The following is a 26070-nucleotide window of genomic DNA, read 5'->3' as shown; positions in this document are numbered from 1 at the left end:
AACGCCTCACCGTGCTCGTAAGAGCCCCGCAGCAAGGTGTCCCGGGACGCACCCTTTCGCGTGGGTCGCCCCGAGTGCAGTTCCAGCTCAATCCCCATGACCCCTCCTTCGGCCTCGGACAACGAAGCTTCTCAGAGATCATTTGTCAGACACGACCTAGGAGGATGCACGGCTGAGCCGTCCGGCCCGGCGGGGAATGGTCCGCGACCATGGGTAAGTCTTTGCCCATGGCCGGAATGTGCTGCTCCGCCTCGTCCCCGCTGCCCGTCCGGGCCGTTGCGGTGCGGCTTGGCCCGGACGGCGCGATGCCGGGTCGTACGGCGGGCGGCCGAAAGCGTGCGGGTGGCGGTCCCGGCCGTGTTACGGCCACGTTGACCGTATGCAATGGCGCGACGCACTCTCGTTACGTAACTGCGCAGTACATCTAGTTCGGCCGGGAGGGGCGCAGGCCTCGAATCCGCTGTTCAGCTGTGGTTCCCGGGCCCCGGTCGACGACAGCACGCAGGAGGTAGCGCATGTGTGGCATCACCGGCTGGGTCTCCTTCGAACGCGACCTGCACGGCGAGTCCGCGACCGTGGACGCGATGACGGAGACGATGTCCTGCCGCGGCCCCGATGACCGCGGCAGCTGGATCAACGGTCCGGCCGCCCTCGGGCATCGCCGGCTGGCCATCATCGACCTGCCCGGCGGGCGCCAGCCGATGACGGCCGACACTCCGCAGGGCACCGTCGCCCTCGTCTACTCGGGGGAGACGTACAACTTCACCGAGCTGCGCCGCGAACTGGCGGGCCGCGGGCACCGGTTCACCACGGACTCCGACACCGAGGTCGTGTTGCGCGGGTACCTGGAGTGGGGCGAGGCGGTTGCCGAGCGCCTCAACGGCATGTACGCGTTCGCGCTGTGGGACGGCCGCCACGACAAGCTCGTGATGATCCGCGACCGGATGGGCATCAAGCCCTTCTACTACTACGAGACCGCGGACGGCGTCCTGTTCGGCTCCGAACCCAAGGCGATCCTGGCCAACCCGCTGTCCCGGGCCCGCGTCGGTCTGGACGGGCTGCGTGAGCTCTTCGCGTTCGTCAAGACACCCGGCCACGCCGTGTGGGAGGGGATGCACGAGGTCGAGCCCGGCACCGTTGTCACCGTCGACCGCAACGGGCTGCGCCGGCACGTCTACTGGCAGCTGGAGACCCGCCCGCACACCGACGGCAAGGACGAGTCCATCGCCCATGTGCGCTCGCTGCTCGATGACATCGTGCGACGCCAGATGGTCTCGGACGTGCCGCGCTGCACCCTGCTCTCCGGCGGTCTCGACTCCTCCGCCATGACGGCGATCGCCGCCCGCCAACTGGCCGAGAACGGCGAGACGGTGCGCAGCTTCGCGGTCGACTTCGTCGGACAGGCCGACAACTTCGTCGCCGACGAGCTGCGTACCACCCCGGACACGCCGTACGTGCACGACGTCGCACGGTCTTCGGGCACCGATCACCGGGACATCGTGCTGGACTCGCACGCTCTGGCCGACCCAGAGGTGCGGGCCCGGGTGATCCGGGCCCGGGACATCCCGATGGGCTTCGGCGACATGGACGCCTCGCTGTACCTCCTGTTCCGGTCCATCCGCGAGCACTCGACCGTCGCGCTCTCGGGGGAGTCGGCCGACGAGGTCTTCGGCGGGTATCTGCAGTTCTTCGACGAGGAGGCGCGGCGCGCCGACACCTTCCCCTGGCTGGTGCGCTTCGCCCAGCACTTCGGAGACGACTCCGATGTGCTGAGGCCGGACCTGACGGCCGCCCTGGACCTTCCGTCGTACATCCAGGACAGCTACGGCACCGCGGTCGCCGGAGTGCAACGCCTGCAGGGGGAGAGCGACTTCGAGTTCAGGATGCGCAAGATCTGCCATCTGCACCTGACCCGCTTCGTGCGCGTCCTGCTCGACCGGAAGGACCGGGCGAGCATGGCGGTCGGGCTCGAAGTGCGGGTGCCCTTCTGCGACCACCGCCTCGTCGAGTACGTCTACAACACGCCCTGGTCGCTGAAGTCCTTTGACGGCAGGGAGAAGTCCCTGCTCCGCGAGGCCACGGCGGACGTACTGCCGAAATCGGTCTACGACCGGGTCAAGAGCCCCTATCCCTCGACCCAGGACCCCAAATACGCGCTCGCGTTGCAGGGGCACGCCAAGGACCTGCTGGCCCGGCCCTCGCACCCGGTCTTCGACCTCGTCGACCGCGACCGGGTCACGCGTGCGGCGCAGCACGACGCACCGCAGATCACCCAGGCGTCCCGGCGCGGCCTGGAACGCACTCTGGACCTGGCGCTGTGGCTCGACCTCTACAAGCCGGACATCTCACTCTCCTGAGCGGGTGGGTGCGGCCGGTCCGCCGTCCGCGACGAAGCGGGAGCGGGTCTTCAGGAGCCTCCGGGGCACGGGTGCGCGCCCCGGAGGCGGGCCGGACGGCCCTTCCTGCTCCGCTCTAGGAGCCCGGGACCGCCGACGCGGGCAACTGGGTCCGCACGCTCACGAACTCGCCGCGCCGCGGCACCGCGCATCGCAGAGCCTTCGCCAGTTCGATGTCCTGCGGGTTGTGGCTGAGAACGGTGATCCCCTCGGCGGCGAGGACCTTGCGGGAGTCCCGGGCGCGGCGGCTGCCGTCCGGGCCCGCGAGCGTGTTGAGGGTCGCGGTCGTGATGCGCCTTCCGAGTGCCCTGCGGAAGAGTTCGTTGACGCGCTGCTGCGCCGAGGCGGAGGCGAGGACCGCTGAGCGGTCGTCCGGATCCAGGTGCAGCAGGACGTTCTCCGGCAGGGGCAGGTCCCGGTGGAGCCACCGCACCTGCTGGACCGCGTCCGGCCGCAGGCCGCGCTTGCCGTCGCGGTTGCCCGCCGGGCGCAGCAGACCGGATTCGATCCGCATCAGTCCGGCGCCCCAGCGGCCCTTCGCGTCGTCCGCGTGGACGAGGAGGCAGATCTCGCCCTCGTTCTCGGGCGGAAACGCCCAGCCGCCGAGCCGTGTCGAGAAGCGCAGGTCGAATTCGACGGCGTCGCGGCTGAGATCCATGCGCTGCCCGCGCCGGAGCGCGAAGGCCGACATGATCGTCTGCTCGACCTTGACCCCGATGACGGTCCGTTCCGCACGCGAGAGATCCGTGAGGTCGAAGCGGCCCGTGAGGCTTCCGTCGAGGACGAAGTCGAAGGCGTCGCGCAGCGCACCGGCCATGAGCCTGCCGTCGGGGTCCGAGCGGACCAGGACCGAGTGCAGGGAGCTGAGCTCGGTGTCCGGCCCTGTGCCCGTCGCCGCGGCGTGTCCGTCCGCGGCCAGGGAGTCGGGACAGTAGAGCCAGGCATCCCGTGCCTCGTCGGTGAGGCGGACCCGCGTGAAGGGTCCCCCCGGCAGTTCCGACCGCGCCATCGCCGCGTCCGAGACGGCCAGCAGATTCAGCAGGCGCAGCGTCGACGCGGCGCGGTTCAGCTCGGGGGAGCGGAGGATCTGCCGAGCGGCGCTGATGCCCGCCCCGGTGAAGTCCCGGTGGACCGGGCCGGTGTGCACGACGACGCTGAACGGTTTTTCCGTCCCGGTGGGGAGCTCCTCCAGTAGGCCGTCGACGATCCGCGCGACCGGCACCCGGCGTGCCACGGTCACCGTCAGGGTGTCCTGCGAGTCCTGGACCCGGTGGTCGGCGTCCTTGGCCCCCGCGAGCCGTACCGCTCGCAGGAGCCGCCCGATGAGCGAGGCGTCCGCCCGGCGGGTGTCGGCCATGATGACGGTCAGGTGTTCCGTGGCCCGGACCGCGCGCGGTGACTCGGGCCGCGCGGCCGCGCCCGTTCCGTGTGCCGGTGCGTGGCGCGCGCTCCCGGCCCCGGCCGGACGGCTCGACGCGCTGCGGACCGGCAGGACGGGTGGCTCACCGCTCGGGCTCGCCGGCGCGGAGCCCGGCTGACCGAGAGCGGCGAGCAGCCCGGCCAGATCGCGCAGTGCCTGTGCCTCGTTGAAGGGGTCACCTTCTTCGCGTGCCAGTTCGGCCGACCTCGTCAGCAGCGACTCCGCGGTGGTCGTGTCCCCGGTGCCCCCGGCCACGGCCGCTTCGAGACGGAGAGTCATACTGCGCAGTGGGGGCGGGGCCTCCGGCAGTTTCGACAAGGTCCTGCCCGCACGGCTGAACCGGTGTGCCGACAGCTGGCTCCAGGCGAGCGCCAGCTGGGCCCAGCCGTGGCTCACCTGGTCCTGTGCCGCGTGCGCCGCGCCGGACACCCGGTCGGCAGCCCTTTCGAACGCCGTCCGGTGGCGTGGTGAGTCGGTGACGTCGCGCAGGATCACCAACAGTCCGGCCCGGGTCCTGAGGGCCACGTCCTCGGTGCTGTCGCCCGGTGTGAGCAGGGCGAAGAGATGCGGGTGCCGGGACACGTAGCTTCCCGGGGAGTGCGGCTCCTCCGGTCGCCCGCGCCTGACGCCCGGTCGCTGCCCCGCGTCCGGTCCGCGAACGACATGATCGGGGAAGGGGTCCTCGGGGTGCTCCCGAGCGTAGGCGGCCACGACGATGCGGGCGTGGTGGGCGACCAGCCGCTCCAGTGCCACGCGCCACTGGGCGGGGGGGATGCCGCGCAGCGCCCGTGCCCGTGCGAAACCCCGCACGGCGTCGTGCAGGTGGTGGAGGCCGTCGGGAGAGACCTCCAGCAGCCCGGCGCGCACCAGATCGTCGGTGACCGCGAAGGACGCGACTTCGCCGGTCCCCAGCAGCACGCTGATCTCCTCGGGCGCCAGCCGTGCGCGCGGATGCAGTGCCAGCAGGAGCAGTCCCCTGAGCGTTGCGGGCGCCAGCGCGGTCAGCCGGATGTCCAGGACGGTGTGCAGATCCCAGCCGGCCACGCGCCGCGGAGCGGCGGGGCGCACGGCTCGCAGCAGGGTCAACGCGTCGCCGTCCGTGGCGGCCCACTGAGCGACCACCTTGACGGCCAGCGGCCACGCGTCGCCCATGTAGTAGGGCTCCGACCGGTTGAGGCCGTCCCCGGACGGCGCGACCCGGCGCGTCAGCGCGCGCACGCTCGCCTCGTCCAGGGGCTCCAACCGGACGACCGAGCCGAAGACCTCGCCCGCGTCCCCGGTGGCCAGGACCGCGCAGCCGGAGCCGGCCGGGAACAGCTTGGACGCGGAGTCCTTGGAGGGGTTGTCGAGGACGATCAGGACACGGCGGCCGACCAGGGTGGAGCGGTACAGCTCCGCCATGTCGGCCGCCCCGGCCGGAATGGACTCCGCGGGCACGCCGAGAGCCCGCAGGAAGCCGTAGAGGACCGACGAGATGTCGGCCGAGTGGAGGTCCGCGTACAGCAGGCCGTCCTCGAACTGGTCCTTCACTCGCCCTGCCACGAAGAGCATCAGGGCGGTGGCTCCCGCGCCGTGGACGCCGCGCGGGGCGGTGATGCACACCGTAGGGGTACCGGAGGCGGTGACGAGACGGCTGACGGTGGCGACTGCGGCCTGGCGGCCCGTGAAGTAGTCGGTCTGCTCGGGCAGCTGATCTGGCACCGGCCGTCGCCGGGTCCGCCCGGTCGAGGACACCGATGAGGCGAGGCCCAGCAGTTCCAGCGTACGCAGTGACGCCTGCGCGAACGGCCGCAGCTCCGCCGGGAGTTCCACAACGTCGGGGAGCCCCCGGCCGCCGTCGGGCCCGACGGCGGCGACCGCGGGCAGCCCGCCCCGGCCGCCTCCCCGCGCGGCGACGAACCGGCTCAGGGCCCGCTGCAGCCGCCACACATCGCGTTCCGCCAGGTGCTGCCGCAGCAGCGGCTGCACCTGGGGCGGTACCACGAGTTCCACGGCGCCGCCGATCCGCGTCTCCAGGGTGAACAGGCTGCTTGTCAGCAGTTCGGCGAGGTCCGCCGTGGCCGCCTCCGGTACGAGCTCCTGACTGATCAGGTGCAACAGCGGAAGGCTCAGGCGGTCGAACGCACTGGACAGCACAGCCAGGCGGGCGGACGGCGGCGCCGCCGTCCGCAGGAAGTTCTCCGTACGTTCCTCCGGGCTCCTGGGCGGCTGCCGCGGGGAGCGGCCGTCCGCCTGGACGCGGCCGCCGGGTGGGACCAGTACCGCGCCGCACCCGTCCGGCGCCGCGCGCATCACCGTGCGCGACCAGCGGCCCAGGGAATGGGGCGACAGCGACAGGACGGGAAGGGGCAGCCAGCCGCCACTGCCCGCCCCCTCGGGCGGCGGCAGCAAGGGCGGCCGCTCGAAGGACAGCCGGGCGTTGGGGGCGCCGGGAGCGCCCGGTGAGACACGGGCCGCCGGGAGATCGAGGCCGGTTCTGCGCCACAGCGTGGCGGGCAGCGGACTGAGCAGCGCCACCGGTGTCGTGGCCGACCACGCGCGCAACTGCTTCCACACCTGCGGGCCGCGCCAGGCCTCGGCGGTGAAGTCGGACACGGCCACCACCAGACGGCGGCCGTCCGGTGAGCGGAGCCTGCCGGGCGCCGTCGGCCGCCCCTGGCGGTCGCGGAGTTCCATTTCCGCCCCGGCGGTGAAGGTCAGGTCCTGGACCTGGAGCGTACGGAACGCGCCCAGGCGGTCCAGTACGGTGGCGAACGCGTCGGCCGTCTCCTCCCACACCTGCATCGAGGGGGACCGGTCCACGACCAGGACCAGATCGAACCACCGCTCCGGGGCCGCGCTGAAGGCCGGGATCAGCTCCCCGCTGCGCGCGTACGACCGCACCGTCGCGTCGACGTCCACCTCCTGGCGCCGGCCGGTACGCCACTGCCGCTTCCACGGGCGCAGCGCACGCGAGACCTCAAGGGCGCGCGGCAGCTGCCCGCCGCGCGAGGCGGTCACCGCGTCGCCCGGCACACGGGTACCCGATCCGGGCAGTCTCTCGTGCACGGCCCGTCCGGCCCCGCGGTCCCGCCCGGCCGGCGGGGCGTCCGTGGACGGCTCCGCGGGCAACGGGTCCCCGACCCCGGGACGGCTCTCCCCGCCGCGCTCCGGCGCGGTGCCGGTGCCGCCCTCCGTCGCCGTCGCGGCGGCCATCCGGGCCGCCAGCCACAGCGCCTCCGCGACGGCGGTGGCGTCCAGTTCCGGAACGGCGGCATGCAGGGCCGCGACGGCCCCGGCCAGCGCCGGCCCCGCGCCGGGGCCCGGCGCATCCGCCGTCGGCGCGGTGGGCGGGGGCTCAGACACGGGACAGCTCCCGGAGGATCAGTTCCACGACCTCCCGCTCGTCCGCCCCGTCGGGAGCCCCCGCCCCGGTCAGCACGTACACCGCGTTGAGCAGTTGATCCACGGCCAGGCTCTCGTTCGCCGCGAGCCGTTCGACGAAGCCGTTGATCAGCGCGTCCACCGGTCCGGACCGGTCCGGACCGATCTCCAGGTGCGCCTCGACCACCTGCCGGAGCGATTCGGCCGTAGGCATCGGCATCGTGTAACGCACACAGCGGCGGAGGAAGGCGGCCGGGAAGTCCCGCTCCCCGTTGCTCGTCATCACGATGAACGGGAAGCTGTCGCACTCCACCCGGCCCTTGGCCACCGGATGGCGCGCGTCGCCGCCCCACTCACGCACCCGCACGACCTCCTCCTGGTAGCGCGCGAGCTCGGGTACCTCGAACTCCCCGCGCTCCAGCACGTCGAGCAGGTCGCTCGGCAGGTCGAGATCGCTCTTGTCGATCTCGTCGATGAGCAGCGCTCGCGGGTGCCGGGCCGGCAACAGCGCGGTTCCCAACGGGCCCAGCCGCAGGAACGGAGCGATATCGTCCCCGCCGCCCGCCCCTTCGAGGCGCTGTGCGTGGATACGGCCCAGCGCGTCGTAGCGGTACAGCGCGTCGGCGAGGGTACTGCGGGAGGTGATGTGCCAGCGCAGCACGTCGCCCAGCTTCAGCTCGGCCGCCACCTGTTCGATCACCGTCGACTTTCCCGAACCCGCCGTGCCGGTCACCAGCAGTGGCCTGCGCAGGGTCAGCGCGGCGTTGACCGCCGTGACCAGACCCGCCGGCGGCTGGAACTGCCGGTCCAGGGGCGCGCGGGGGAAGCTCCGCCAGGGCGGCGGAGCGCCGAGGTCCACGTCCCGCGGCCGGCCGTCGCCGACGTAGAAGGGCTGCCAGGTCATACGGTGTTCTCCCCATCCGTCGAGCACGTTCCGAACCAGTCGCAGAAGTCCAGCCACTCCGTGTCGTGCCACACGGACCGCAGCCGGGCGAGCGGAAAGCGGCCCTCCGCCGCTCCCTCCTCGGTGCCGCGCCCCCGCCAGCTGTCGCGGTAGGCGGCGCTGAACTCGCCGGGCAGCCGGTGCCAGTAACGGTTCACGCTGGTGCGGGAGTCGGGCGGCAGATCGTCCTTGTCCTTCGGCCAGAGCACGATCGGAGCGTAGGCCAGCAGACTCGGCATGACCTGGTCGAGGCGCTCGGGCCGGTGCCCGAGGGCCACGGCCCGGTCGTACACGCCGTTCCGCAGTCGCTCGTTGAGCTCCGCCGGCCTGTTGGTCTCGTCGCGGCCGAGCCAGTCCACCGGCGCCCGGGTATCCGGCTCCGACCGCATCGTCGCAAGGCGGTCGCGGGCGTGGTCGTTGATCCAGTACAGGTGATCGGGCGGGCACAGCCGCTCGCTCCAGCGCAGCACGACGTCGTGCCGCACGCCCAGCCGGATCCCCAGATCCGCTTCCTCGGGGCTCCACTGGGTGAGCAGCGCCGATGACGCGGCCACCTCCACCCGTCGGAGCGCCGCCCCGACCCGCCTGGCCTCGGCGGAAGCCCACTTCAGCACTCCCACGAGCTGCCGCTCGACCCCGGCCCGGCTGGGAGCGCAGCCGAATTCGCGGTGTGCGATCACGGTCCCGCGGTCCAGCAGCCAGGCGACCAGGGTCTCGGGCCATTCGTCGGCCAGGGCCGCGTGCAGGCTCACGACCAGGCGCAGGCGGGAGGAGGTGTCGTGTTCCTCCAGCGCGGCGAAGGCGTCGTTGAGCTCCACGACCGCACCGCACGTCCTCGCCCATGCCGTCAGCGCGTCGCAGTGCGGGTCCAGGCCGTCCTCGTCGGCGAGCGAGGCCACGAAGGCGGCGAGCGGAGCCGTCCGGCTGCCGCCGGTACGCGGTGCCCGCAGTCTGAGCAACTCGACGCAGTCGCGGAGCAGATCGCTGCCGTTCGATCCGGGCAGCGGGACCGAGGTGCCGCCCGCCGTCCAGGCGGCCCGCCGGATGCGCTCGGAGGTCAGGGGGGCGCCCGGCCAGGAACGGAGCAGTTCCGCGGTCCGCAGCCCGTCCAGCAGACCGTCGACGACACGCAGGGCGACCGCCACATCAGCGGGGCCGTCCGTACACCCGGGAGGGGCCGCGCGCAGTGCCTCCCGCAGTTTTTCGAGGCCGGACACGCTGTGTACGGAAGCCGGCGGCCACCCCTCGCCGAAGGGCTCCAGCGCCCACTCCAGATCCTCCTCACCCGCCGGCCCCAGGAGGGGCCCGCCGCCCTGTGCGTGCCGGACGTTGCGCACGAGCCAGCGGGGTCTGCCGTAGGGGTCGCCGTCCATGTGCACCAGCCGCGCACCGGTGTCCGCGGCCTCGTTCACCGCGTCGAGGACGGCCTCGGCCGACAGGTACTCGCCCGCGCCCGCGACACCCGCACCGAACACGCGCAACAGCCCGCGAGTGAAGTCCAGCCCGAACGCGGGCTCCGTGACCCCCACCGACATGAGCAGGGTCAGCCTCGTCGCGCCCCCGCGGATACCCGTCCCCAGCGCGGCGATGTCGGGCACGGCCGCGCCGGCGTGGCAGGTGTCCACCAGGGCTATGACCTCTTCGACCCCGTGGGTGTCCAGTGCCTGGGAGAGCAGGTCACCGACGTTGACCACCGTGGTCGGCATGTCCCGCCGGGAGTCGCCCGCCATCAGGAACAGCTTCGGCACCTCGCCCGGCAGCGTCCCGTGCCCGATGAAGGCCAGGACGAGTACGGCGCCCGCCTCTCCGGCGCGGCGCGCCGCGTCACGTACCGCCTCCTCGATCCGTGCCTGTCCCACCGACGGGCCGGACAGGATCGAGGTCACGCCGGCCGGTGCGTCCGCGCAGCCACCGGTCCAGGGATCCAGCAGCGCGGTGTGCAGGGAGCCCGCGAGGTCCTCCAGACCCGTGAGCATCCCGAGATCCGCGCACTGGGGCGCGATCACCAGCAGGTGCCGGGGCGGGAACCGGACGGTCATCGGAGGGCGGCTGCCTCAAGCGCCTCGACGACGGGACCGGCCACGCCGGGCTGGGACAGGTACTTGACCGCGGGGTGTGCCCACGCGCCGTCCGAGTCGACGCGCCGGCTCACCGGGGCCACCGCCGCGTCGTTCATGGCGATGTGCTTCTCCAGCGCGGGCTGCCCTACGACGAAGTCGTCGCGGTCCCAGAAGTTCAGCCAGGCACCGACGCTCTCGGGTACCCGCAGGGGGTGCGGCCGCATCCGGGGCCGCACAGCCGTACGCATCCCGATCGGGGAGCCCAGCGTGACGAACAACGGCACCGGCCCCGGGTGGTCGTGGAGCGTCTCGAACGAGACAACGGTGCCCAGCGAGTGCGCGATGACGACAGTGGGGCCCACCGGGTCGAGCTCTGCGGCGACCCGCTCGCGGATCCTCCGGTCGATGCCCGGCACCGTTCCGGACGCCCCCTCTCGGTCCAGGTACGTCCTGACCTGGCCGAGGTGGTGCACCATCATGGCGGCGCTCGCCCAGCTGCCCGCCCTGCGCAGGCCGGGCAGCGCCATGAGGGTGTTCGCCGCGTTGAGTACCAGGCGGCCGACGTTGCCGAGGCCCTGCTGCTCCCCCTCGGGGGCGAGCTGGGTCCGGGCCCGCCGCAGCACCCGCGCCTCGTGTTCGTCCGCAGGGCCGGCCAGCCGTTCGTCGACCGCTTCGAGCAGCAGTTCGCGCAGCGCCTCCGGGCCGGCCTCCACCGTGCTCCTGCCTGCTCCGCCCTGCATCCGGCCATCCATGAACAGATCGCCGTAGTGGGCGAACCGCACGTCGGCGGCCGAACCGTCCAGCAGCCCCGGAACCACGCGGGAGTGGCCGGCCGCTCCGGCGCCTTCGGCCAGCGCGCGCAGCAGGCCCTCCAATTCGGCGGTGGCGTCGCGGGGGCCGCCGACTCCGTGTACGAACACCAGGCGCGGCCGCATCCATCCCCCTGAAGTCCCCGGTGCCTTGTCCGGGAACGCCCTGTCCGGACGAGGTATCCGGACAGGGCCGACAGTATCAACAGGGGGTCGTTCGGGCCGGGTCGCGGGAGGATCCGGCGGAACGGTTCACCCGCCGGCGCAGTCGGGGCACAGCCCCCGGTACGTCACCTCGACCTCGGAGACGGTGAAGCCGAACCGTTCGGAGGCCGGCAGCCCGGCCAGCGGGTCGGCGTCGGGATGGACGTCCCGGATGGTGCCGCACGCGGAGCACACCAGGTGCTGGTGCGGGTGGTGGGCGTTCGGGTCGTAGCGCCTGGCCCGGCCGTCGGTGCCCACCTCGATCACCTCACCGAGCGCCACCAGCTCGCCGAGGGTGTTGTAGACGGTGGCGCGGGAGATCTCCGGCAGCCGGGCCACGGCGCGCACGAGCACCTCGTCGGCCGTGAAGTGGACGTGCTCGCCCGCGAGGACCTCTGCGACCACCCGGCGCTGTGCGGTCATGCGCCAGCCGCGTTCACGGAGTCGTTCCAGCAGGTCACCCATGCCCACCAGCCTAACTGTGCGTTGTCCGGCGAATGATTCGCGCAGACCCTTCTGTCGTATTGACTTGGACTAGGTCCATCGTAGGATCGGTTCCGGCTGACAGCCAAGGGTCAGGTCAACAGCAGGGGAAAGTGCGTGGCTTCAGGAGACGGGTGCGTGCACGCCGGCATCCGGACTGGGACTGCCTCCACCGAGAGGCGATCGCCTTCGGGGCGCCGGTACGGGCGCGCCGCCGCGGTCGCCCCGCGAGCCCGTCACGGCCGGTGCCACCGCGTTCGGCGCCAGCACACCCGGATCCGTCGCCACCCCCGGTTCCACCACCCTCAGCACCACCTTGAGTCCCGCCACGCTCAGTTCCGAAGCAATGTGATCCGCCCCGTCCGGAAGGATTTCCATGACTGAGAACCACGACGCGATCGTCACCGACCCGAAGACCGAGGAGGTCTCCGGCTGCCCGGTCGCGCACGGTCGCGCGCCGCACCCGACCCAGGGCGGCGGAAACCGCCAGTGGTGGCCGGAGCGGCTCAACCTGAAGATCCTCGCCAAGAACCCCGCCGTGGCGAACCCGCTCGGTGAGGACTTCGACTACGCCGAGGCCTTCAAGAGCCTCGACCTCCCGGCCGTGAAGCGGGACATCGCCGAGGTGCTCACCACCTCGCAGGACTGGTGGCCCGCCGACTTCGGCAACTACGGCCCCTTCATGATCCGGATGGCCTGGCACAGCGCCGGCACCTACCGGATCAGCGACGGACGCGGCGGCGCCGGAGCCGGCCAGCAGCGGTTCGCCCCGCTCAACAGCTGGCCGGACAACGCCAGCCTCGACAAGGCCCGCCGGCTGCTGTGGCCGGTCAAGAAGAAGTACGGCAAGAACCTCTCCTGGGCCGACCTCATCGTGCTCACCGGGAACGTCGCGCTGGAGTCGATGGGCCTCAGGACCTTCGGCTTCGGCGGCGGCCGCGCGGACGTGTGGGAGCCCGACGAGGACGTCTACTGGGGCCCCGAGACCACCTGGCTCGGTGACGAGCGCTACACCGGCGACCGTGAGCTGGAGAACCCCCTCGGCGCGGTCCAGATGGGCCTCATCTACGTCAACCCCGAAGGCCCGAACGGCACCCCGGACCCGATCGCCGCGGCCCGCGACATCCGGGAGACCTTCCGCCGGATGGCGATGAACGACGAGGAGACGGTCGCCCTGATCGCGGGCGGTCACACCTTCGGCAAGACCCACGGCGCGGGCCCGGCGGACAGCGTCGGACCCGACCCGGAGGCCGCCCCGCTCGAACAGCAGGGCCTCGGCTGGCGGAGCACGTACGGCACCGGCAAGGGCGCCGACGCGATCACCAGCGGGCTGGAGGGCATCTGGACGGACACCCCGACCACCTGGGACAACAGCTTCTTCAACATCCTGTTCGGTTACGAGTGGGAGCTGTTCAAGAGCCCGGCCGGCGCCCACCAGTGGCGGCCGAAGGACGGCGGCGGCGCGGGTACCGTCCCCGACGCGTTCGACGCCTCGAAGACCCACGCGCCGACCATGCTGACGACCGACCTCTCGCTCCGGTTCGACCCGGCGTACGAGGAGATCTCGCGGCGCTTCCACCAGAACCCCGACCAGTTCGCCGACGCCTTCGCCCGCGCCTGGTTCAAGCTCACCCACCGCGACATGGGCCCGGTCGTGCGCTACCTCGGCCCGGAGGTCCCGGCGGAGACGCTGGTGTGGCAGGACCCGCTCCCCGCCAGGACGTACGAGACCGTGGACGCCTCGGACGTCGCCTCGCTCAAGGCGCAGATCCTCGATTCCGGCCTGAAGGTGTCGGAGCTCGTCTCCGCCGCGTGGGCGGCGGCCTCCTCCTTCCGCGGCAGCGACAAGCGCGGCGGCGCCAATGGTGCGCGCATCCGTCTGGAGCCGCAGAGCGGCTGGGCGGTCAACGAGCCGGACCAGCTGGCGTTGGTGCTTCGTCTTCTGGAGAGCGTCCAGGAGACCTTCAACTCCGCGCAGTCGGGCGGCAAGCAGGTCTCGCTCGCCGACCTCATCGTGATCGCGGGTGCCGCAGGCGTCGAGAAGGCGGCCAAGGACGCCGGCTTCGACATCCAGGTGCCCGTCACCCCGGGCCGCGTCGACGCCTCGCAGGAGCAGACCGACGTGGAGTCCTTCGTCGAGCTGGAGCCGGCCGCCGACGGGTTCCGCAACTACCTCGGCAAGGGCAACCGGCTTCCGGCCGAGTACCTGCTGCTCGACCGGGCGAACCTGCTCACCCTGACCGCCCCCGAGCTGACGGTCCTCGTCGGCGGGCTGCGGGTGCTCGGCGCGAACCACCAGCAGTCCTCGCTCGGTGTCCTCACCGAGACCCCCGGCGTGCTGACCAACGACTTCTTCGTCAACCTGCTCGACCTGGGGACGACGTGGAAGCCGACGTCAGAGGACGCCACCACCTTCGAGGGCCGCGACGCCACCGGTGCGGTGAAGTGGACCGGCAGCCGCGCCGACCTCGTCTTCGGGTCGAACTCGGAGCTGCGCGCGGTCGCGGAGGTCTACGCGAGCGACGACGCGAAGGAGAAGTTCGTGAAGGACTTCGTCGCCGCGTGGGACAAGGTCATGAACCTGGACCGGTTCGACCTCGTCTGATCACGGGAACGGGCCGCTGCGGCAAGGCAACCCCTTGCCGCAGCGGCCCGTTCCGTCGGATGCGTCAGGCCGTGGCCACCGCGAAGACGTGGATCACTCCGCCCTCCGTGGCGGACGGCAGGGTCACGCTCGCGAGCTGCTTGCCCGACTGGAGCGCGATCGGGGCGGTGGCGAAGACCTCGGTGCCCACCGGGTCCGTACCGCCGCCCTGGACGTCGCGGTACTCGGTGTGCACCGCGACGGTGTTGCCGAACGACGGCTTCTGCGCGCCGCCGCCCAGCGTCCAGTCGCTGAAGCCGATCTCCGCCCGCTGCGTGGTGCCGTCGGAGTAGGTCAGCGTCGCCTGCCCGGAGGCCGAGCCCTCGGCCGCGCTGCCCAGCAGGCTGAGCTTCGTGTCACCGGAGGCCGAGGGGACGTTCAGCACCTGCGGTTCGGTACCGGCCACCTCGATGTTGTCCGGCTCGCCGGCGGCCACCTTCGGCCAGCCGAAGTCGAAGCCGCCGGACGAGACCGTTCCGCCCGGTTCCGCGCCCCCCGCGGCGAGCGCCTTGGCCGAGTAGCTCCAGCCCTCACCGTCGAAGTTGGCCTGCGGGTTGTCGTCGTCGGCGGAGACGGCCGTGCTGTTGCGGTTCCACAGCATGCTGTTCTTCTCGGCCACGGTCACGGAGGCCGAGGTCTTCGGCAGCTCCTCACCCGTGGACGACTTCAGCGTCACCGGGACCGTGTAGTGCCCCTCGGCCGTCTCCGCGGCGGCCGAGACCTTGAGCGCCGCGCTCGCCGAACCGCGTGCCGGGACGGTGAAGTCGCCCTCCGCCGGAGTCACCGTGACACCGGCCGGAGCCTTCGCCGCCCAGTGGACCGTGGTGGCCTTCGTCGCGATGCTCCGCACCTTGACGGTGGTCTCCGCGCTGCCGGAGCCCGGCTCGATCTTCAGCTGCTCCGGAGTGGCGCCGGTGAAGTACTTCAGGCCGCCGCCGGGGAAGGACGGCGGGACGTCGGACTTGGCCGCGCCCCAGGAGGTGTCCGGCGTGGAGCCGAGGGTGTAGTCGAGCCTGCCGCCGTGCGTGACGAGCGAGGCGGGCACCCACGGCTTCGTGGAGGTGCGGCCGTCGACCTTCAGACCGTGGATGTAGGAGTTGCCCGCGGAGGCGGCTGGGGCGTCGACCGTGATCGTCTTTCCGTGCCCGGTGTGCACCACGGCGTGCGGGAACAGCGGCGCGGTCAGGGTCAGATCGGCCCGGCTGGGGTTCTGCGGGTACATGCCGAGCGCCGAGAAGACGTACCAGGACGACATCGTCCCCGCGTCGTCGTTGCCGGGGATCCCGCCCGGGGTGTCGGTCCAGAGCTGGTCGACCTCCGCGCGGACCGTCTCCTGCGTCTTGTACGGGGCGCCCAGGTAGTCGTACAGGTAGGGGGCGTTGATGTCCGGTTCGTTGGTCGCGTCGTAGCGCGTGTCGTCCTTCGCGGAGAAGTCGAACTTGCCGTCCGGCGTGCGGAAGAAGGCGTCCAGCCGCTTCACCGCCTGGTCGTCACCGCCCATCGCGCCGGCGAGGCCCGCCACGTCCGAGTACACCATCCAGGTGTAGCGCGCACTGGAACCCTCGACGAAACCGCTGCCGGTGCCGGGCGTGAAGGTGCCGGCCCAGGTGCCGTCGGCTTTCCGGTCGCGGATGTAGCCGCCCTGCGGGGTGGCGTTGGCGTCGAAGACGTTCGTCCAGTTCCCCGAGCGGTCCAGGAACCTCTTCGCGTCGGCGGTCCGGCCGGTCCGGCGGGACAGCTCGGAGAGTCCGTAGTCGGCCGCCGCGTCCTCCAGCGTCTCGGCCGCGCCGCCCCAGCAGTGGCAGTTGTCCGCCGGTACGTACCCGAGCTCCAGGTACTTGTCGAGCGCCGGCCGCTGCCCCACGCACTCGACGTTGCAGCCGGAGCTGTCCGAGTCGTTCGCCGTGGGCACCGTCGCGGCCTTGACCAGCGATTTCAGCGCGCCCTTGACGTCGAAGTCATGGCCGCCGAAGGCGTAGATCCCGGCGAGAGCCGCGTCCGAGGGATCGCCCGACATCACACTCGTCTTGCCGTTCTCCAGCAGCCAGCGGTCCCACTCGCCGCCGCGCTGGCCCGCGTAGTTGTAGAGGGACTGCGCGTAGTCGCTGCCCGCCTTCGGGTTGAGCAGCGTCATGAGCTGTACCTGTGCGCGGTACTGGTCCCAGCCGGAGAAGGTGCCGTACTGGGCCCGCTGGCCCTTGGCGAGCCGGTGCGGCTTGCGGTCGGCGCCGAGGTAGCGGCCGTCCACGTCGCTGGTGAGGGTGGGCTCCAGCATGGAGTGGTAGAGCGCGGTGTAGAAGGTGGAGCGCTGGGCGTCGGTGCCGCCGCCCACCTCGACCGACTTCAGCGTCCTGTTCCAGGCGTCGGCCGCCCGGTGCCGGACGGAGTCGAAGCTCTCGTGGGGGCCGTTCTCCGCACGGAGGTTGGCCTCGGCGTTCCGCGGGCTGACGTAGGAGACGGCGACCTTGGCCCCGGCCTGTGTCGTGCCGTCGGCGAAGGTGACGTACGCGCCGGAGCCCTTGCCCTCCACGGCGTTGCCGGACGAGCTGTACCCCGTACCGCCGGATGCCTCGGTGGAGCCGGGCTGGACCGTGCCGTCGTTCCAGGTGCCGGTCTTCGCGAACGCCTTGTCGAAGTGGGCGGTGAAGTAGAGCGTGTAGAGGTCCTTGCGGTTGTTCGCGCTCTGCGGGCCGCAGAAGTTGCCCGCGGTGACGGAGCCCGTCACGGTCCGGGCCGCCTTGTCGATCTTCACGGTGGCGCCGGTGCTGCCGCTCTCCGAGTTCGACGTGCGGAAGAGCACGCTCGCGGGCTTGTCCGCCGGGAAGCCGAACTTCCCGGAGCCGGTCCGGGCGGTGGTCGTGAGCGCCGCGGACGCGCCGCTCGCCAGGCCGACCTCGTAGTAGCCGGGAGTGGCGGTCTCGTCGGCGTGCGAGAAGGCGCTGGCGTACTTGGCGTCGGTGGTGTCCGCGCTGGGCGAGGAGTCGACGTCACCCACGTACGGCATGATCGGGATGTCGCCGTTGGCACCCGAGCATCCGACGCCGTTGAGGTGGGTGAGGCTGAAGCCGCGGATCTTCGTCGCGTCGTACTGGTAGCCGCCGGGAGCGGGGGTCGAGACCTGCTTGCCCTTCGAGTTCTGCGGGCTCCAGGCCAGCATGCCGAACGGCTGCACCGCGCCCGGATAGGTGTTGCCGGCGTTCGACGTGCCGATCAGCGGATCGACGTACGAGACGGGGTTCTTGACGGTGCTGTGGGGGGAGGCCGCCGAGGCGGGGGAGGCCGTGGCGGCCAGCCCCAGCGCGGCCATGGCGGTGACGGCGACGGAACTGATGACTCTGAGCCCGGCGTGGGTCCGGTGGTTGTGCGTGTCTGACACCGTTCCTGCCCTTCGTGTATGACGAACGGTCAACGCGGCGGGAGCGGGTACGCCGTGACCACTCCGCGACGGCGTCGCACCCGACAACGTTGTCAACGACGTGAGGATGCTCCTCCTGCCGCTCCGGGGTGTCAAGGAAAGGCGTGGCGGAATGACGGAGGGCGTGCCGCTCGCGAAAGAGCGGCACGCCCCTGGGCCCGGTGTCCGGTGGACTACAGGTCGAACTCGGCCGGCGCGATACCGGCCGCGAAGCAGGCATCGCGGACCACGGCGCGCTCGGTGGCGTCGAAGTTGCCGTCGGCGCCGCCGATGACGATGCCGATCTGGATGACCGCGCGGGCCTCGGTGGGCTTCTTGCCGACCTTGCCGACAGTCTGGAGGAGGCTGACCTTCCCGAAGTCGAAGTCCGAGATCAGCTGCTGGCAGTAGTCGTTGAACCGGCGCTGCAGATCCTCCGCGGGGAAGTTCCGCAGTACTTCGTTCCCCGCGATCAGGGCGGCCACCCGCTGCCGCTCCGCGGGGTCGACGGAGCCGTCGGCCGCGGCCACGAGGGCGCACATGGCCATGCTCGCGTCGCGGAAGGCCCCGCTCTTCAGGTCGTTCTTCTTGGCGTTGAGCTGCGTCTGCATCGTCGACGCCGATTCCTTGACGCGGTCCCACAGTGCCATTCGAAATACTCCAGGGTCGGTCGAAGTGGTGAGTGCCGGCAGGTGTGCGCGAAGGTGCGCCTTCCGGCGGGAGGCTGCTACAGGTGCGCGGCGACGGCCGGCATCAGGTCCTGGAAGGTGCGCCCCTGCGCGGCGGTGCCGATGGCGGTCATCTGCCATCCGCTTCCGGACCGCTGGACCTTGGCCATGATCTGGGCGGTGTGGCGACCGCCGCCGGTCAGGGTGTAGCGCGCCAGTTCCTGCCCGGTGGTCTCGTCGACCAGCCGGCAGAAGGCGTTGTCGACCTCCTCGAAGGTCTGGCCGGTGAACGAGTTCACGGTGAAGACGATCTGGTCGACGTGGGCCGGGACGCGCTGCAGGTCGACGACGATCGACTCGTCGTCACCGCCCTCGCCCGCGCCGCCGACCCGGTTGTCGCCGTTGTGCCGGACCGAGCCGTCGTCGCTGGTCAGGTGCTGGAAGAAGACGACGTCCTGCGGGGTCGTGCCCGCGAAGAGGACGGCGGAGGCGTCGAGGTCGATCTCACGGGCGGCCAGCCGGGCGAGGAACCCTCTGCGCGGCGCGGACTTCCAGCCCAGACCCATGCGTACGACGGTGAGTTCACCGCCGCCCGTCTTGGTGAGGCTGATCTGCTGGCCCTTGGTCAGGTTGACGGTCATGGCTCCACTCTCGGCAGGGGGCGGCGGTTCGACGGTGACCCGGAGCGGGTCAGAGGCTGACGCCGAAGTCGGCGACGATCCCGCTGAGCCCAGCGGCATAGCCCTGTCCGACGGCGCGGAACTTCCACTCGTCGCCGTTGCGGTACAGCTCACCGAAGACCATGGCGGTCTCCGTGGAGGCGTCCTCGCTCAGGTCGTAGCGGGCGATCTCGGCCCCATCCGCCTGGTTGACCACGCGGATGTAGGCGTTGCGGACCTGGCCGAAGCTCTGGCCGCGTCCCTCCGCGTCATGGATCGAGACGGGGAACACGATCTTCGCGACGTCGGCCGGTACGCCCGCGAGGTCGACCTTGACGATCTCGTCGTCGCCCTCGCCCTCGCCGGTGAGGTTGTCACCGGTGTGCTCGACCGAACCGTCGGGGCTCTTCAGGTTGTTGTAGAAGACGAACTGCTCGTTCGAAGGGACCTTCCCGGACTCGTCGCACAGCAGGGCGCTGGCGTCCAGGTCGTAATCCGTGCCGGTGGTCGTACGGACGTCCCAGCCGAGACCGACGAGGACCGCGGTCAGTCCGGGGGCCTCCTTGGTCAGCGAGACGTTCCCGCCCTTGGCGAGGCTCACACCCATGGCTTTTCTCCCTCTACACGTAGTTCAGCGTTCAGCGGTCTGCGAACCGCGCACCGTCGCGACCCCGCGTGATCGCGCGGTCGCCGAGTGCGGCACCTGAAATCTACAGCACTGTAGAGTTCGTACGCGGGGCGCGGCGCAAAGCGTGTGCGAAGCGCGGTGCGGGGCTCCGCCGGGCACACGGGACGGCTGCGCGGCTGGGTAGTATGCCCCGGCGTCCGGCAGTGAACGAGAGGCCGGGCAGTCGTGCGAAAGGGGCCGCGTCGTGGGCGCAGAGAAGGACGGCCGGCCGCAGGAGCCGAGGGCCCGCAGGCGTGGCCAGGGCGAGCTGGAGACCCAGGTGCTGACCGTGCTGGGCGGAGCGAGTGAACCCGTCACCGCGGCGTGGGTGCAGGAGCGCCTCGACGGCGGACTGTCGTACAGCACGGTCATCACCATCCTGACCCGGCTGCTCGACAAGCAGGCGGTCACCCGTACGGGTGCGGGGCGACCCGTGCTGTGGCAGTCGACCGCGAACGGGGCCGGTCTCACCGCGTTCCGCATGCGCCGGCTCCTGGACCAGCGGGACGACCGGGACGCGGTGCTGTCCAGCTTCGTCTCCGCGCTGTCGCCGGACGACGAGGAACTGCTGCGGTCGCTGCTCGGCGAGAGCGGCTCCGGCCCGGCCGCGGACGAGTCGGAGAGTTGACCCATGGGTGTCTTCGTCTGTCTGCCCCTGGTCCTGCCCCTCACCGCGCTGCCCATCGCGCGCCTGGCCGAGCAGCACCTGCACCCGCGAAGCGCCGCCCGTCTGCTCGCGACCATCGCCGTGATCCTGGCGTCGTGCAGCACTGTCTGCCTCGGTCTCCTGGCGGTGGTCGGCACGGCCCAGCTGCCCGGCAACCCGCTCCCCGACGGCTGGTCCGACGACGAGGTCAGGAAGGCCGTTCCGCACGACAGGTTCGTCGGCAAGACGGCGATCGCCGCGCTCGTGGCGGTGGCCGCCGGCTGCGCGTCCGTCGTATGGCGCCATTACCGTTTCCGGTCCCGGGCGCACCGCACGCTCGCTGGGCTGCCGACGACGGGCGAGGTCGCCGTACTGCCCGACGGTGTGCCGTACGCCTACGCGCTGCCGGGCTCGCCCGGCCGGATCATGGTCTCCTCCGCGATGCTCGACTGCCTGACGGAGGCCGAGCGGCGGGCGCTCCTCGCCCATGAACGGGCCCACCTCGCCGGCCGGCACCACCGGCTCCTGCTCGCCGTTCAACTGGCCGGCTGCGCGAACCCGCTGCTGCGGCCGCTGCGCGCGGCCATCACGTACAGCACGGAGCGCTGGGCCGACGAGGAGGCCGCGGTCAGCACCGGGGACCGGCGGCTCACCGCCCGTACGGTCGGCAAGGCGGCGATCATCTCGCACCGGGCCGCCACCGAGACCGTCGCGGCCTTCGCCTCGGCCGGCCCCGTCCCCCGGCGGGTCGCCGCGCTGCTGGGGCCGGTACCGCCGGAGCAGGGCTGGCCACCGGTTCACACCCCGACCGGGATCGCCGCGTCCGTCGCCGCGGTGGGTACGGCCCTGTCCACGCTGTCCTCGTTGAACGCGGCTTTCGCGCTGTTCGTCGCGCTCGAAGCGGCGACGCCGCTGTAGGACCCGGCCGGGCGGACCGGTGGTTCACAAAATCCGGCGCATCTGCACCGCCAAGGAGCCGGCCGCCAGTGACCGGCTGAACCGGGTGTTCCACCGCGCCCTCTCCCGGAAGAGGACCAGCAGCCCGGTGCACAGGGCGACGCGGAGCAGGCTGTCGAACGCGATCACAGCAGCGAGGCCCCGTTCGCGCCGCCCGCCCCGAAGAACAACGAGGCGTCGGCACCCACCGCGAACAGCAGGACGGCACCGGCGAGCCCGATCCACAGCCAGGTCCAGCCGGTCCGTGCGGGGAGCCGACCGAGCCGGTCGCCGCGGCGGGCGGGTATCCCGAGGACGAAGAAGGCGGCGTACCGCGGCACCCGGGCCGGCTCGACCTGAAGGAAGTCGAGGAACGGCACCCGGGTGTCGAGCGGATACCGCGGCCGGACGGCGTGCGCCGCCGGCCGAGCGCGCCGGGCCCCGGGCCCGGCGCACCACCCGGACGCCGTCAGCGCAGCGACTCGGGCAGCTTCTCCCGGTGGATGACGCCCAGTCGCTGTGTGGCACGGGTCAGCGCCACGTACAGATCGCTGGTCCCGTACCGGGCCGGCTCCACGACCAGTACATGGTCGAATTCCAGCCCCTTGGCCTGCCTGGGGTCGAGCAGGACCACCGGACGGGTCAGATCGGGCTCCGCGCCGGCCGTGACCCCGTCGAGCGGGGCCGCGATCTCCGCGTGGAGCGCCGCCGGTGCGATCACCGCGAGGCGTCCCTCCTCGGGCGTCAGCTCCGAGACCGCCCGCGCCACCGCGCCCGCCAGGTCGTCCCCGGCGTCCCGGATCCACGGCACCTCGCCGGTGGACCGCACAGAGCCCGGCGGCTCGAAGGAGGGGTCCTCCGCCCGCACCACCCGGGCGGCCAGCTCCATGATCTCGGCGGGCGTACGGTAGTTGACCTTGAGCGCGGTGTGCTCGAAGCGGTCACCCACGTACGGCTCCAGGATCTTCTCCCACGAGCCGACGCCCGCCTCCTCCGAGGTCTGCGCGGGGTCGCCGACCAGGGTCATCGCGCGGGTCGGCGAACGGCGCATCAGCAGCCGCCACGCCATCGGCGACAGCTCCTGCGCCTCGTCGACGATGATGTGCCCGAACGCCCAGGTCCGGTCGGCGGCGGCGCGCTCCGCCGCGCTGCGGTGATCGGTCTCCTCCTGCCGCTCCGCCATCCGTTCGGCGTCGATGATGTCGTGCGCGGCGAGCGTCTCGGACTCCTCGTCCTCGAACTCGTACGACTCCGAGCCCCGCGACAGCTCCAGGACGCCCTGCGCGTAAGCGATCCGTTCCTGGCGCTCGGCCTCGGCGGCGGCCCGCTCGGCGCTGTCGTCGACCCCCAGGAGTTCCGCCACCTCGTCCAGCAGCGGGACGTCGGCGGGGGTCCAGGTACCTTCGCCCGGCGCACGCCGGATGGCCTCGGCGTCCTCGTCCGGTACGTATGAGGGCTCGGCCAGATAGCCGGTGAGGAACCCTTCCGGGGTGAGGGGCGGCCACAGTTCGTCGACCGCGGCGTGCACCTCCTTGCTGAGGGCGACGTTCCTGCCGAGCTGGGCGACGTCGTCGGGGCCCAGGAAGTTGGGCCCGCCGTGCGGGTCGGCGCCGATGAGCTCGGTGAGCTGCGAGGTGAGGGCGTCGATGATCCGGAAGGCGAAGTGCGGGCGGGCCAGGTTGTGGGGCAGCCGGGTGTCGCGGGCCGCCTGCCGGGCCTCGTAGGCGATCTCCCAGTCCAGGACGAGGTCGCCGTCGTCGTGCCGGATGACCATCGGGGCGCCGGGCTCCGGCAGCTGCTGCCGGTCCCGGACGGCGAGGGCGAGTGCCTCCGCCATCGCCGCACTGCCCTTGACGGCCGCGGCGCGGCCGGTGTCGGTGCCGTCGGCGTGGACCCCGGGGAAGAGCTCGGCCTGGGTGGCGAGCAGGACGCCGGTCTCGCCGAGCGCGGGCAGCACCTCGCCGATGTAGCGCAGGAAGGCCGGGTTCGGGCCCACGATCAGGACGGCGCGCTTGGCGAGCAGCTCGCGGTGCTCGTACAGCAGATAGGCCGCTCGGTGCAGCGCCACCGCTGTCTTGCCGGTGCCGGGGCCGCCCTCGACGACGAGGACGCCGCGGTGCGGGGCACGGATGATGCGGTCCTGCTCGGCCTGGATGGTCCGCACGATGTCGCCCATGCGGCCGGTGCGGGCGGAGTTCACGGCCGCGAGCAGCACGGCGTCGCCGCTCGGGTCCTCGAAGCCGGTGCGCTCCCGGTCCCCGACGTCGAGGATCTCGTCGTGCAGCTCGGTGACGGTGCGGCCCTGGGTGGTGATGTGCCTGCGCCGGCGCAGCCCCATGGTGGTGTGACCGGTGGCGAGATAGAAGGGGCGGGCCACCGGCGCGCGCCAGTCGATCAGCAGAGGCGTGTGCGCGGTGTCGTCCTCGCGGATGCCGATGCGCCCGATGTGGTGGGCCGCGCCGCCGGCGAGGTCGATGCGGCCGAAACACAGCGACCCGTCCACGGAGTTCAGGGCGGCCAGCAGACCCGAGCGTTCGGCGACGAGCACGTCGCGCTCGTGACGCGCCTGCAGCCCGGTACCGACCGGGGTCATTGCGTCCCGGACGTGCTGGGCGGCGACTCCGCGCAGTGCGTCGACACGGTCGTAGAGCCGGTCGATGAACTCCTGCTCCCCCTGCAATTCGGAGCTTTCCCGAGTTGACAAAATGGCTCCCTGCCGGATATGGTCTTGCTTAGTGGTCCCCGGTGAGGGGCCTTTTCTGTGGGCACACAGAAACACTCAATATACCTGGGAAAATCCCCGGTCCGCAATTGCGGACCGGGGATTTTTCGACTGTGCTCATCGACGGCATGAACCCCGATGCCCACCGGGTCGGGCCGAGGTGCCCACGCGGCCGAGGCGGCGATCACTCCGCCGAACCGGCGCTCCTGCGCTGGTTGGCGTTGAAGCGTGCTTTCTTCTGGCGATTCCCGCACGTGTTCATGTCGCACCATTTGCGGGTGCGGCTCCGGCTGGTGTCGAAGAAGGCGGCCCGGCAGGTGGACGATGCGCACAGGGCCAGCCTTCCGTCCCGTTCGCCCGCGATGATGCTGATCGCGTCGGCGGCGATCACGCCGAGGGCGTCTTCCACGCGGGAACCCGGGCCGAGCCGCCACCGCCGCCCGCCCTCCGGTGTCAGGACGGCCGCGGCCCGGCCCCGGGCGCTGCGGTCATTGATGACGTGGACGGCGGACGCGGGAAGGGCGTCCCCGGTGGCGGCCGCTGTCGCGGCGGCGTGGATCGACTCCCTCAGCTCCCGGGCGAGGTCGAGCTGGGTGGTGGTGCAGGAGTCCACGGCGAGGCCGTTCACCGCCAGCCAGTCGACGAGCCGGTGCGGCGCGGGAATGCGCTCCACAGGGTTGCCGTGACGCTCCGACAGGGTCCCCGTGAAGCTGGTCGCCAGCACGCTGCCGAGGCGGAAGTCGGGGAAGCCAGCTTGCATGGAACCACCTTAGCCGGTTGCAGGCCGGTACCCAGGCATAGTAGAACCGCCTTAGACGGTTCGCGATGGTGCGCGACCGGTTCCGCGATGGCCTGGAGGTCCCATGCCCCGTCCGAACAGCGACGTGCGAGCGTTTGAAGCCCACGCAACAGACGCCGACCTCGACGATCTTCGCGCGAGACTGGCCGCGGCGCGGCTGCCGGAGGCCGAGACGGTCCTCGGGGCCCCGCCCGGCCCGCACCGATGGGAACAGGGCGTTCCGCTCGCCGACCTCGTCGAGGTCGTGAACTACTGGCGCACCGGCTACAACTGGCGGTCGTTCGAGGAGCGTCTCGACCGGATCGGCCAGTTCCGCACGACCATCGACGATCTGGGAATCCACTTCCTGCACCGCCGGTCCGCGCGTGCGGATGCCACTCCGCTGCTCCTGACGCACGGCTGGCCGGACAGCATCGTCCGGTTCATCGATGTAGTGGAGGAGCTGGCGGATCCGGAGGACCCGGCCGCGCCGGCCTTCCACGTCGTGGTCCCGTCGCTGCCGGGCTTCGGCTACAGCGACAGGCCGGCCACCACCGGCTGGGGCACCGAGAAGATCGCGGCCGCATGGGTGGAACTGATGGGAAGGCTCGGCTACCGCAGGTTCGCGGCCCACGGCGGCGACTGGGGAGGCAATATCACCACGGTCCTCGGCGGCAGGTTCCCGGCGCACGTTCTCGGCATCCACACCACATTCGCCGAGGCGCCGCCCGGGTTGACCACGGACGGACTGACGGCGACCGAGCGGAAATGGGCCGAGGAGACCGCCGATTTCTGGCGCCACCGCGCGGCGTACGCGAAGCAGCAGGCGACCCGGCCGCAGACCATCGGCTATTCACTCGTCGATTCACCGGTCGGGCTTCTCGCCTGGATTCTCGACAAGTTCGCGGAGTGGTCGGATACCGAAGACAGCCCGTTCGAGAAGATTTCCATCGACCGCGTTCTTGACGACGTCACCCTTTACTGGCTGACGCGGACCGGTGCCTCGGCTGCCCGTATCTACTACGAAAGCCACAACTCGCTGGACCCCGGACTTCGGGTCGACGTCCCGTCAGCACTCACCATGTATCCCCGCGACGTCGAGAAGTGCCCGCGCCCCTGGGCGGAGCAGAGGTACCGGCAGATCGTCCGGTGGGCGGAGCCGGAAAGCGGGGGACATTTCCCGTCGCTGGAGGTTCCCGGGTATTTCGTCAGGGATCTGCGAGAGGGCCTCGCGGCCGTGCTGGCGGCACATCGGTGAACGCGGCCGGCTTGACCGGG

18 protein-coding genes are annotated in these 26070 nt (G+C 71.6%); 5 read left to right on the top strand and 13 right to left on the bottom strand.

Annotation, left to right across the window (positions count from 1 at the left end; genetic code table 11):
- Positions 1-515: 515 nt before the first annotated feature.
- Entirely contained in the window at positions 516-2357 is a 1842-nt protein-coding gene (gene asnB, locus ACIP89_RS34535) for an asparagine synthase (glutamine-hydrolyzing) (protein WP_402118311.1), read from the top strand.
- A 115-nt stretch (positions 2358-2472) separates the two neighbouring features.
- Here the strand turns inward: asnB and ACIP89_RS34530 are convergent, their stop codons facing one another.
- From ACIP89_RS34530 to ACIP89_RS34510, 5 genes are all read right to left on the bottom strand, one after another.
- The gene (locus ACIP89_RS34530) at positions 2473-7161 is read right to left on the bottom strand and encodes a NaeI family type II restriction endonuclease (protein WP_402118310.1); all 4689 of its coding nucleotides are present in this window, start codon (positions 7159-7161) and stop codon (positions 2473-2475) included.
- Positions 7154-8083, bottom strand: coding sequence for an AAA family ATPase (locus ACIP89_RS34525; protein WP_401928909.1), 930 nt, complete (start codon positions 8081-8083; stop codon positions 7154-7156). The genes ACIP89_RS34530 and ACIP89_RS34525 overlap by 8 nt, the downstream gene beginning before the upstream one ends.
- Positions 8080-10161 (bottom strand): hypothetical protein, encoded by a 2082-nt coding sequence (locus tag ACIP89_RS34520; protein ID WP_402118309.1) that lies wholly within the window; start codon positions 10159-10161, stop codon positions 8080-8082. Before ACIP89_RS34520 ends, ACIP89_RS34525 begins: the two co-directional genes overlap by 4 nt.
- Positions 10158-11117, bottom strand: a complete 960-nt coding sequence (locus tag ACIP89_RS34515) for an alpha/beta hydrolase (protein ID WP_402118307.1) — start codon at positions 11115-11117, stop codon at positions 10158-10160. The genes ACIP89_RS34520 and ACIP89_RS34515 overlap by 4 nt, the downstream gene beginning before the upstream one ends.
- 126 nt (positions 11118-11243) lie before the next feature.
- Positions 11244-11660, bottom strand: a complete 417-nt coding sequence (locus tag ACIP89_RS34510; RefSeq protein ID WP_402118306.1) for a Fur family transcriptional regulator — start codon at positions 11658-11660, stop codon at positions 11244-11246.
- Positions 11661-12054: 394 nt separating this feature from the next.
- Here ACIP89_RS34510 and katG point away from each other — a divergent pair, with 394 nt between their 5' ends.
- Positions 12055-14283 carry a catalase/peroxidase HPI gene (gene katG, locus ACIP89_RS34505; protein WP_401928917.1) on the top strand — a complete coding sequence of 743 codons (2229 nt, stop codon included), beginning with the start codon at positions 12055-12057 and terminating at the stop codon, positions 14281-14283.
- 64 nt (positions 14284-14347) lie between these two features.
- Here the strand turns inward: katG and ACIP89_RS34500 are convergent, their stop codons facing one another.
- From ACIP89_RS34500 to ACIP89_RS34485, 4 genes are all read right to left on the bottom strand, one after another.
- Complete coding sequence (locus tag ACIP89_RS34500; protein WP_402118320.1) at positions 14348-17629, bottom strand: GH92 family glycosyl hydrolase; 3282 nt, start codon at positions 17627-17629, stop codon at positions 14348-14350.
- 281 nt (positions 17630-17910) lie between these two features.
- The gene (locus ACIP89_RS34495; protein WP_401928919.1) at positions 17911-18366 is read right to left on the bottom strand and encodes a tellurite resistance TerB family protein; all 456 of its coding nucleotides are present in this window, start codon (positions 18364-18366) and stop codon (positions 17911-17913) included.
- A gap of 77 nt (positions 18367-18443) precedes the next feature.
- A complete protein-coding gene (locus ACIP89_RS34490) occupies positions 18444-19025 on the bottom strand; it encodes a TerD family protein (protein WP_401928921.1) in 582 nt (193 codons plus the stop codon).
- A 49-nt stretch (positions 19026-19074) separates the two neighbouring features.
- Positions 19075-19650, bottom strand: a complete 576-nt coding sequence (locus ACIP89_RS34485) for a TerD family protein (protein WP_402118304.1) — start codon at positions 19648-19650, stop codon at positions 19075-19077.
- A 265-nt stretch (positions 19651-19915) separates the two neighbouring features.
- Here ACIP89_RS34485 and ACIP89_RS34480 point away from each other — a divergent pair, with 265 nt between their 5' ends.
- Positions 19916-20338 carry a BlaI/MecI/CopY family transcriptional regulator gene (locus ACIP89_RS34480; protein WP_401932717.1) on the top strand — a complete coding sequence of 141 codons (423 nt, stop codon included), beginning with the start codon at positions 19916-19918 and terminating at the stop codon, positions 20336-20338.
- A gap of 3 nt (positions 20339-20341) precedes the next feature.
- Complete coding sequence (locus ACIP89_RS34475) at positions 20342-21274, top strand: M56 family metallopeptidase (RefSeq protein ID WP_401928927.1); 933 nt, start codon at positions 20342-20344, stop codon at positions 21272-21274.
- A gap of 24 nt (positions 21275-21298) precedes the next feature.
- Here the strand turns inward: ACIP89_RS34475 and ACIP89_RS34470 are convergent, their stop codons facing one another.
- From ACIP89_RS34470 to ACIP89_RS34455, 4 genes are all read right to left on the bottom strand, one after another.
- Entirely contained in the window at positions 21299-21442 is a 144-nt protein-coding gene (locus ACIP89_RS34470) for a hypothetical protein (protein WP_402118302.1), read from the bottom strand.
- Positions 21439-21672, bottom strand: a complete 234-nt coding sequence (locus tag ACIP89_RS34465) for a hypothetical protein (protein ID WP_402118300.1) — start codon at positions 21670-21672, stop codon at positions 21439-21441. The genes ACIP89_RS34470 and ACIP89_RS34465 overlap by 4 nt, the downstream gene beginning before the upstream one ends.
- 89 nt (positions 21673-21761) lie before the next feature.
- Positions 21762-23972 (bottom strand): HelD family protein, encoded by a 2211-nt coding sequence (locus ACIP89_RS34460; protein WP_402118319.1) that lies wholly within the window; start codon positions 23970-23972, stop codon positions 21762-21764.
- Positions 23973-24198: 226 nt separating this feature from the next.
- Positions 24199-24774, bottom strand: coding sequence for a CGNR zinc finger domain-containing protein (locus ACIP89_RS34455; protein ID WP_402118299.1), 576 nt, complete (start codon positions 24772-24774; stop codon positions 24199-24201).
- 103 nt (positions 24775-24877) lie between these two features.
- Between ACIP89_RS34455 and ACIP89_RS34450 the strand changes: the two genes are divergently transcribed.
- Entirely contained in the window at positions 24878-26050 is a 1173-nt protein-coding gene (locus ACIP89_RS34450) for an epoxide hydrolase family protein (RefSeq protein ID WP_402118298.1), read from the top strand.
- Positions 26051-26070: the final 20 nt, after the last annotated feature.

The organism is Streptomyces sp. NPDC088730, from assembly GCF_044751215.1.
GTDB lineage: Bacteria > Actinomycetota > Actinomycetes > Streptomycetales > Streptomycetaceae > Streptomyces.
This window is presented reverse-complemented; position numbering and strand designations above follow the sequence as displayed.

Coding starts and splice junctions, on each gene's coding strand:
- katG (WP_401928917.1), top strand. CDS start 12,055: ATGACTGAGAACCACGACGCGATCGTCACCGACCCGAAGACCGAGGAG.
- ACIP89_RS34495 (WP_401928919.1), bottom strand. CDS start 18,366: ATGGCACTGTGGGACCGCGTCAAGGAATCGGCGTCGACGATGCAGACG.
- ACIP89_RS34500 (WP_402118320.1), bottom strand. CDS start 17,629: ATGGCCGCGCTGGGGCTGGCCGCCACGGCCTCCCCCGCCTCGGCGGCC.
- ACIP89_RS34525 (WP_401928909.1), bottom strand. CDS start 8,083: ATGACCTGGCAGCCCTTCTACGTCGGCGACGGCCGGCCGCGGGACGTG.
- asnB (WP_402118311.1), top strand. CDS start 516: ATGTGTGGCATCACCGGCTGGGTCTCCTTCGAACGCGACCTGCACGGC.
- ACIP89_RS34475 (WP_401928927.1), top strand. CDS start 20,342: ATGGGTGTCTTCGTCTGTCTGCCCCTGGTCCTGCCCCTCACCGCGCTG.
- ACIP89_RS34455 (WP_402118299.1), bottom strand. CDS start 24,774: ATGCAAGCTGGCTTCCCCGACTTCCGCCTCGGCAGCGTGCTGGCGACC.
- ACIP89_RS34485 (WP_402118304.1), bottom strand. CDS start 19,650: ATGGGTGTGAGCCTCGCCAAGGGCGGGAACGTCTCGCTGACCAAGGAG.
- ACIP89_RS34450 (WP_402118298.1), top strand. CDS start 24,878: ATGCCCCGTCCGAACAGCGACGTGCGAGCGTTTGAAGCCCACGCAACA.
- ACIP89_RS34515 (WP_402118307.1), bottom strand. CDS start 11,117: ATGCGGCCGCGCCTGGTGTTCGTACACGGAGTCGGCGGCCCCCGCGAC.
- ACIP89_RS34520 (WP_402118309.1), bottom strand. CDS start 10,161: ATGACCGTCCGGTTCCCGCCCCGGCACCTGCTGGTGATCGCGCCCCAG.
- ACIP89_RS34490 (WP_401928921.1), bottom strand. CDS start 19,025: ATGACCGTCAACCTGACCAAGGGCCAGCAGATCAGCCTCACCAAGACG.
- ACIP89_RS34510 (WP_402118306.1), bottom strand. CDS start 11,660: ATGGGTGACCTGCTGGAACGACTCCGTGAACGCGGCTGGCGCATGACC.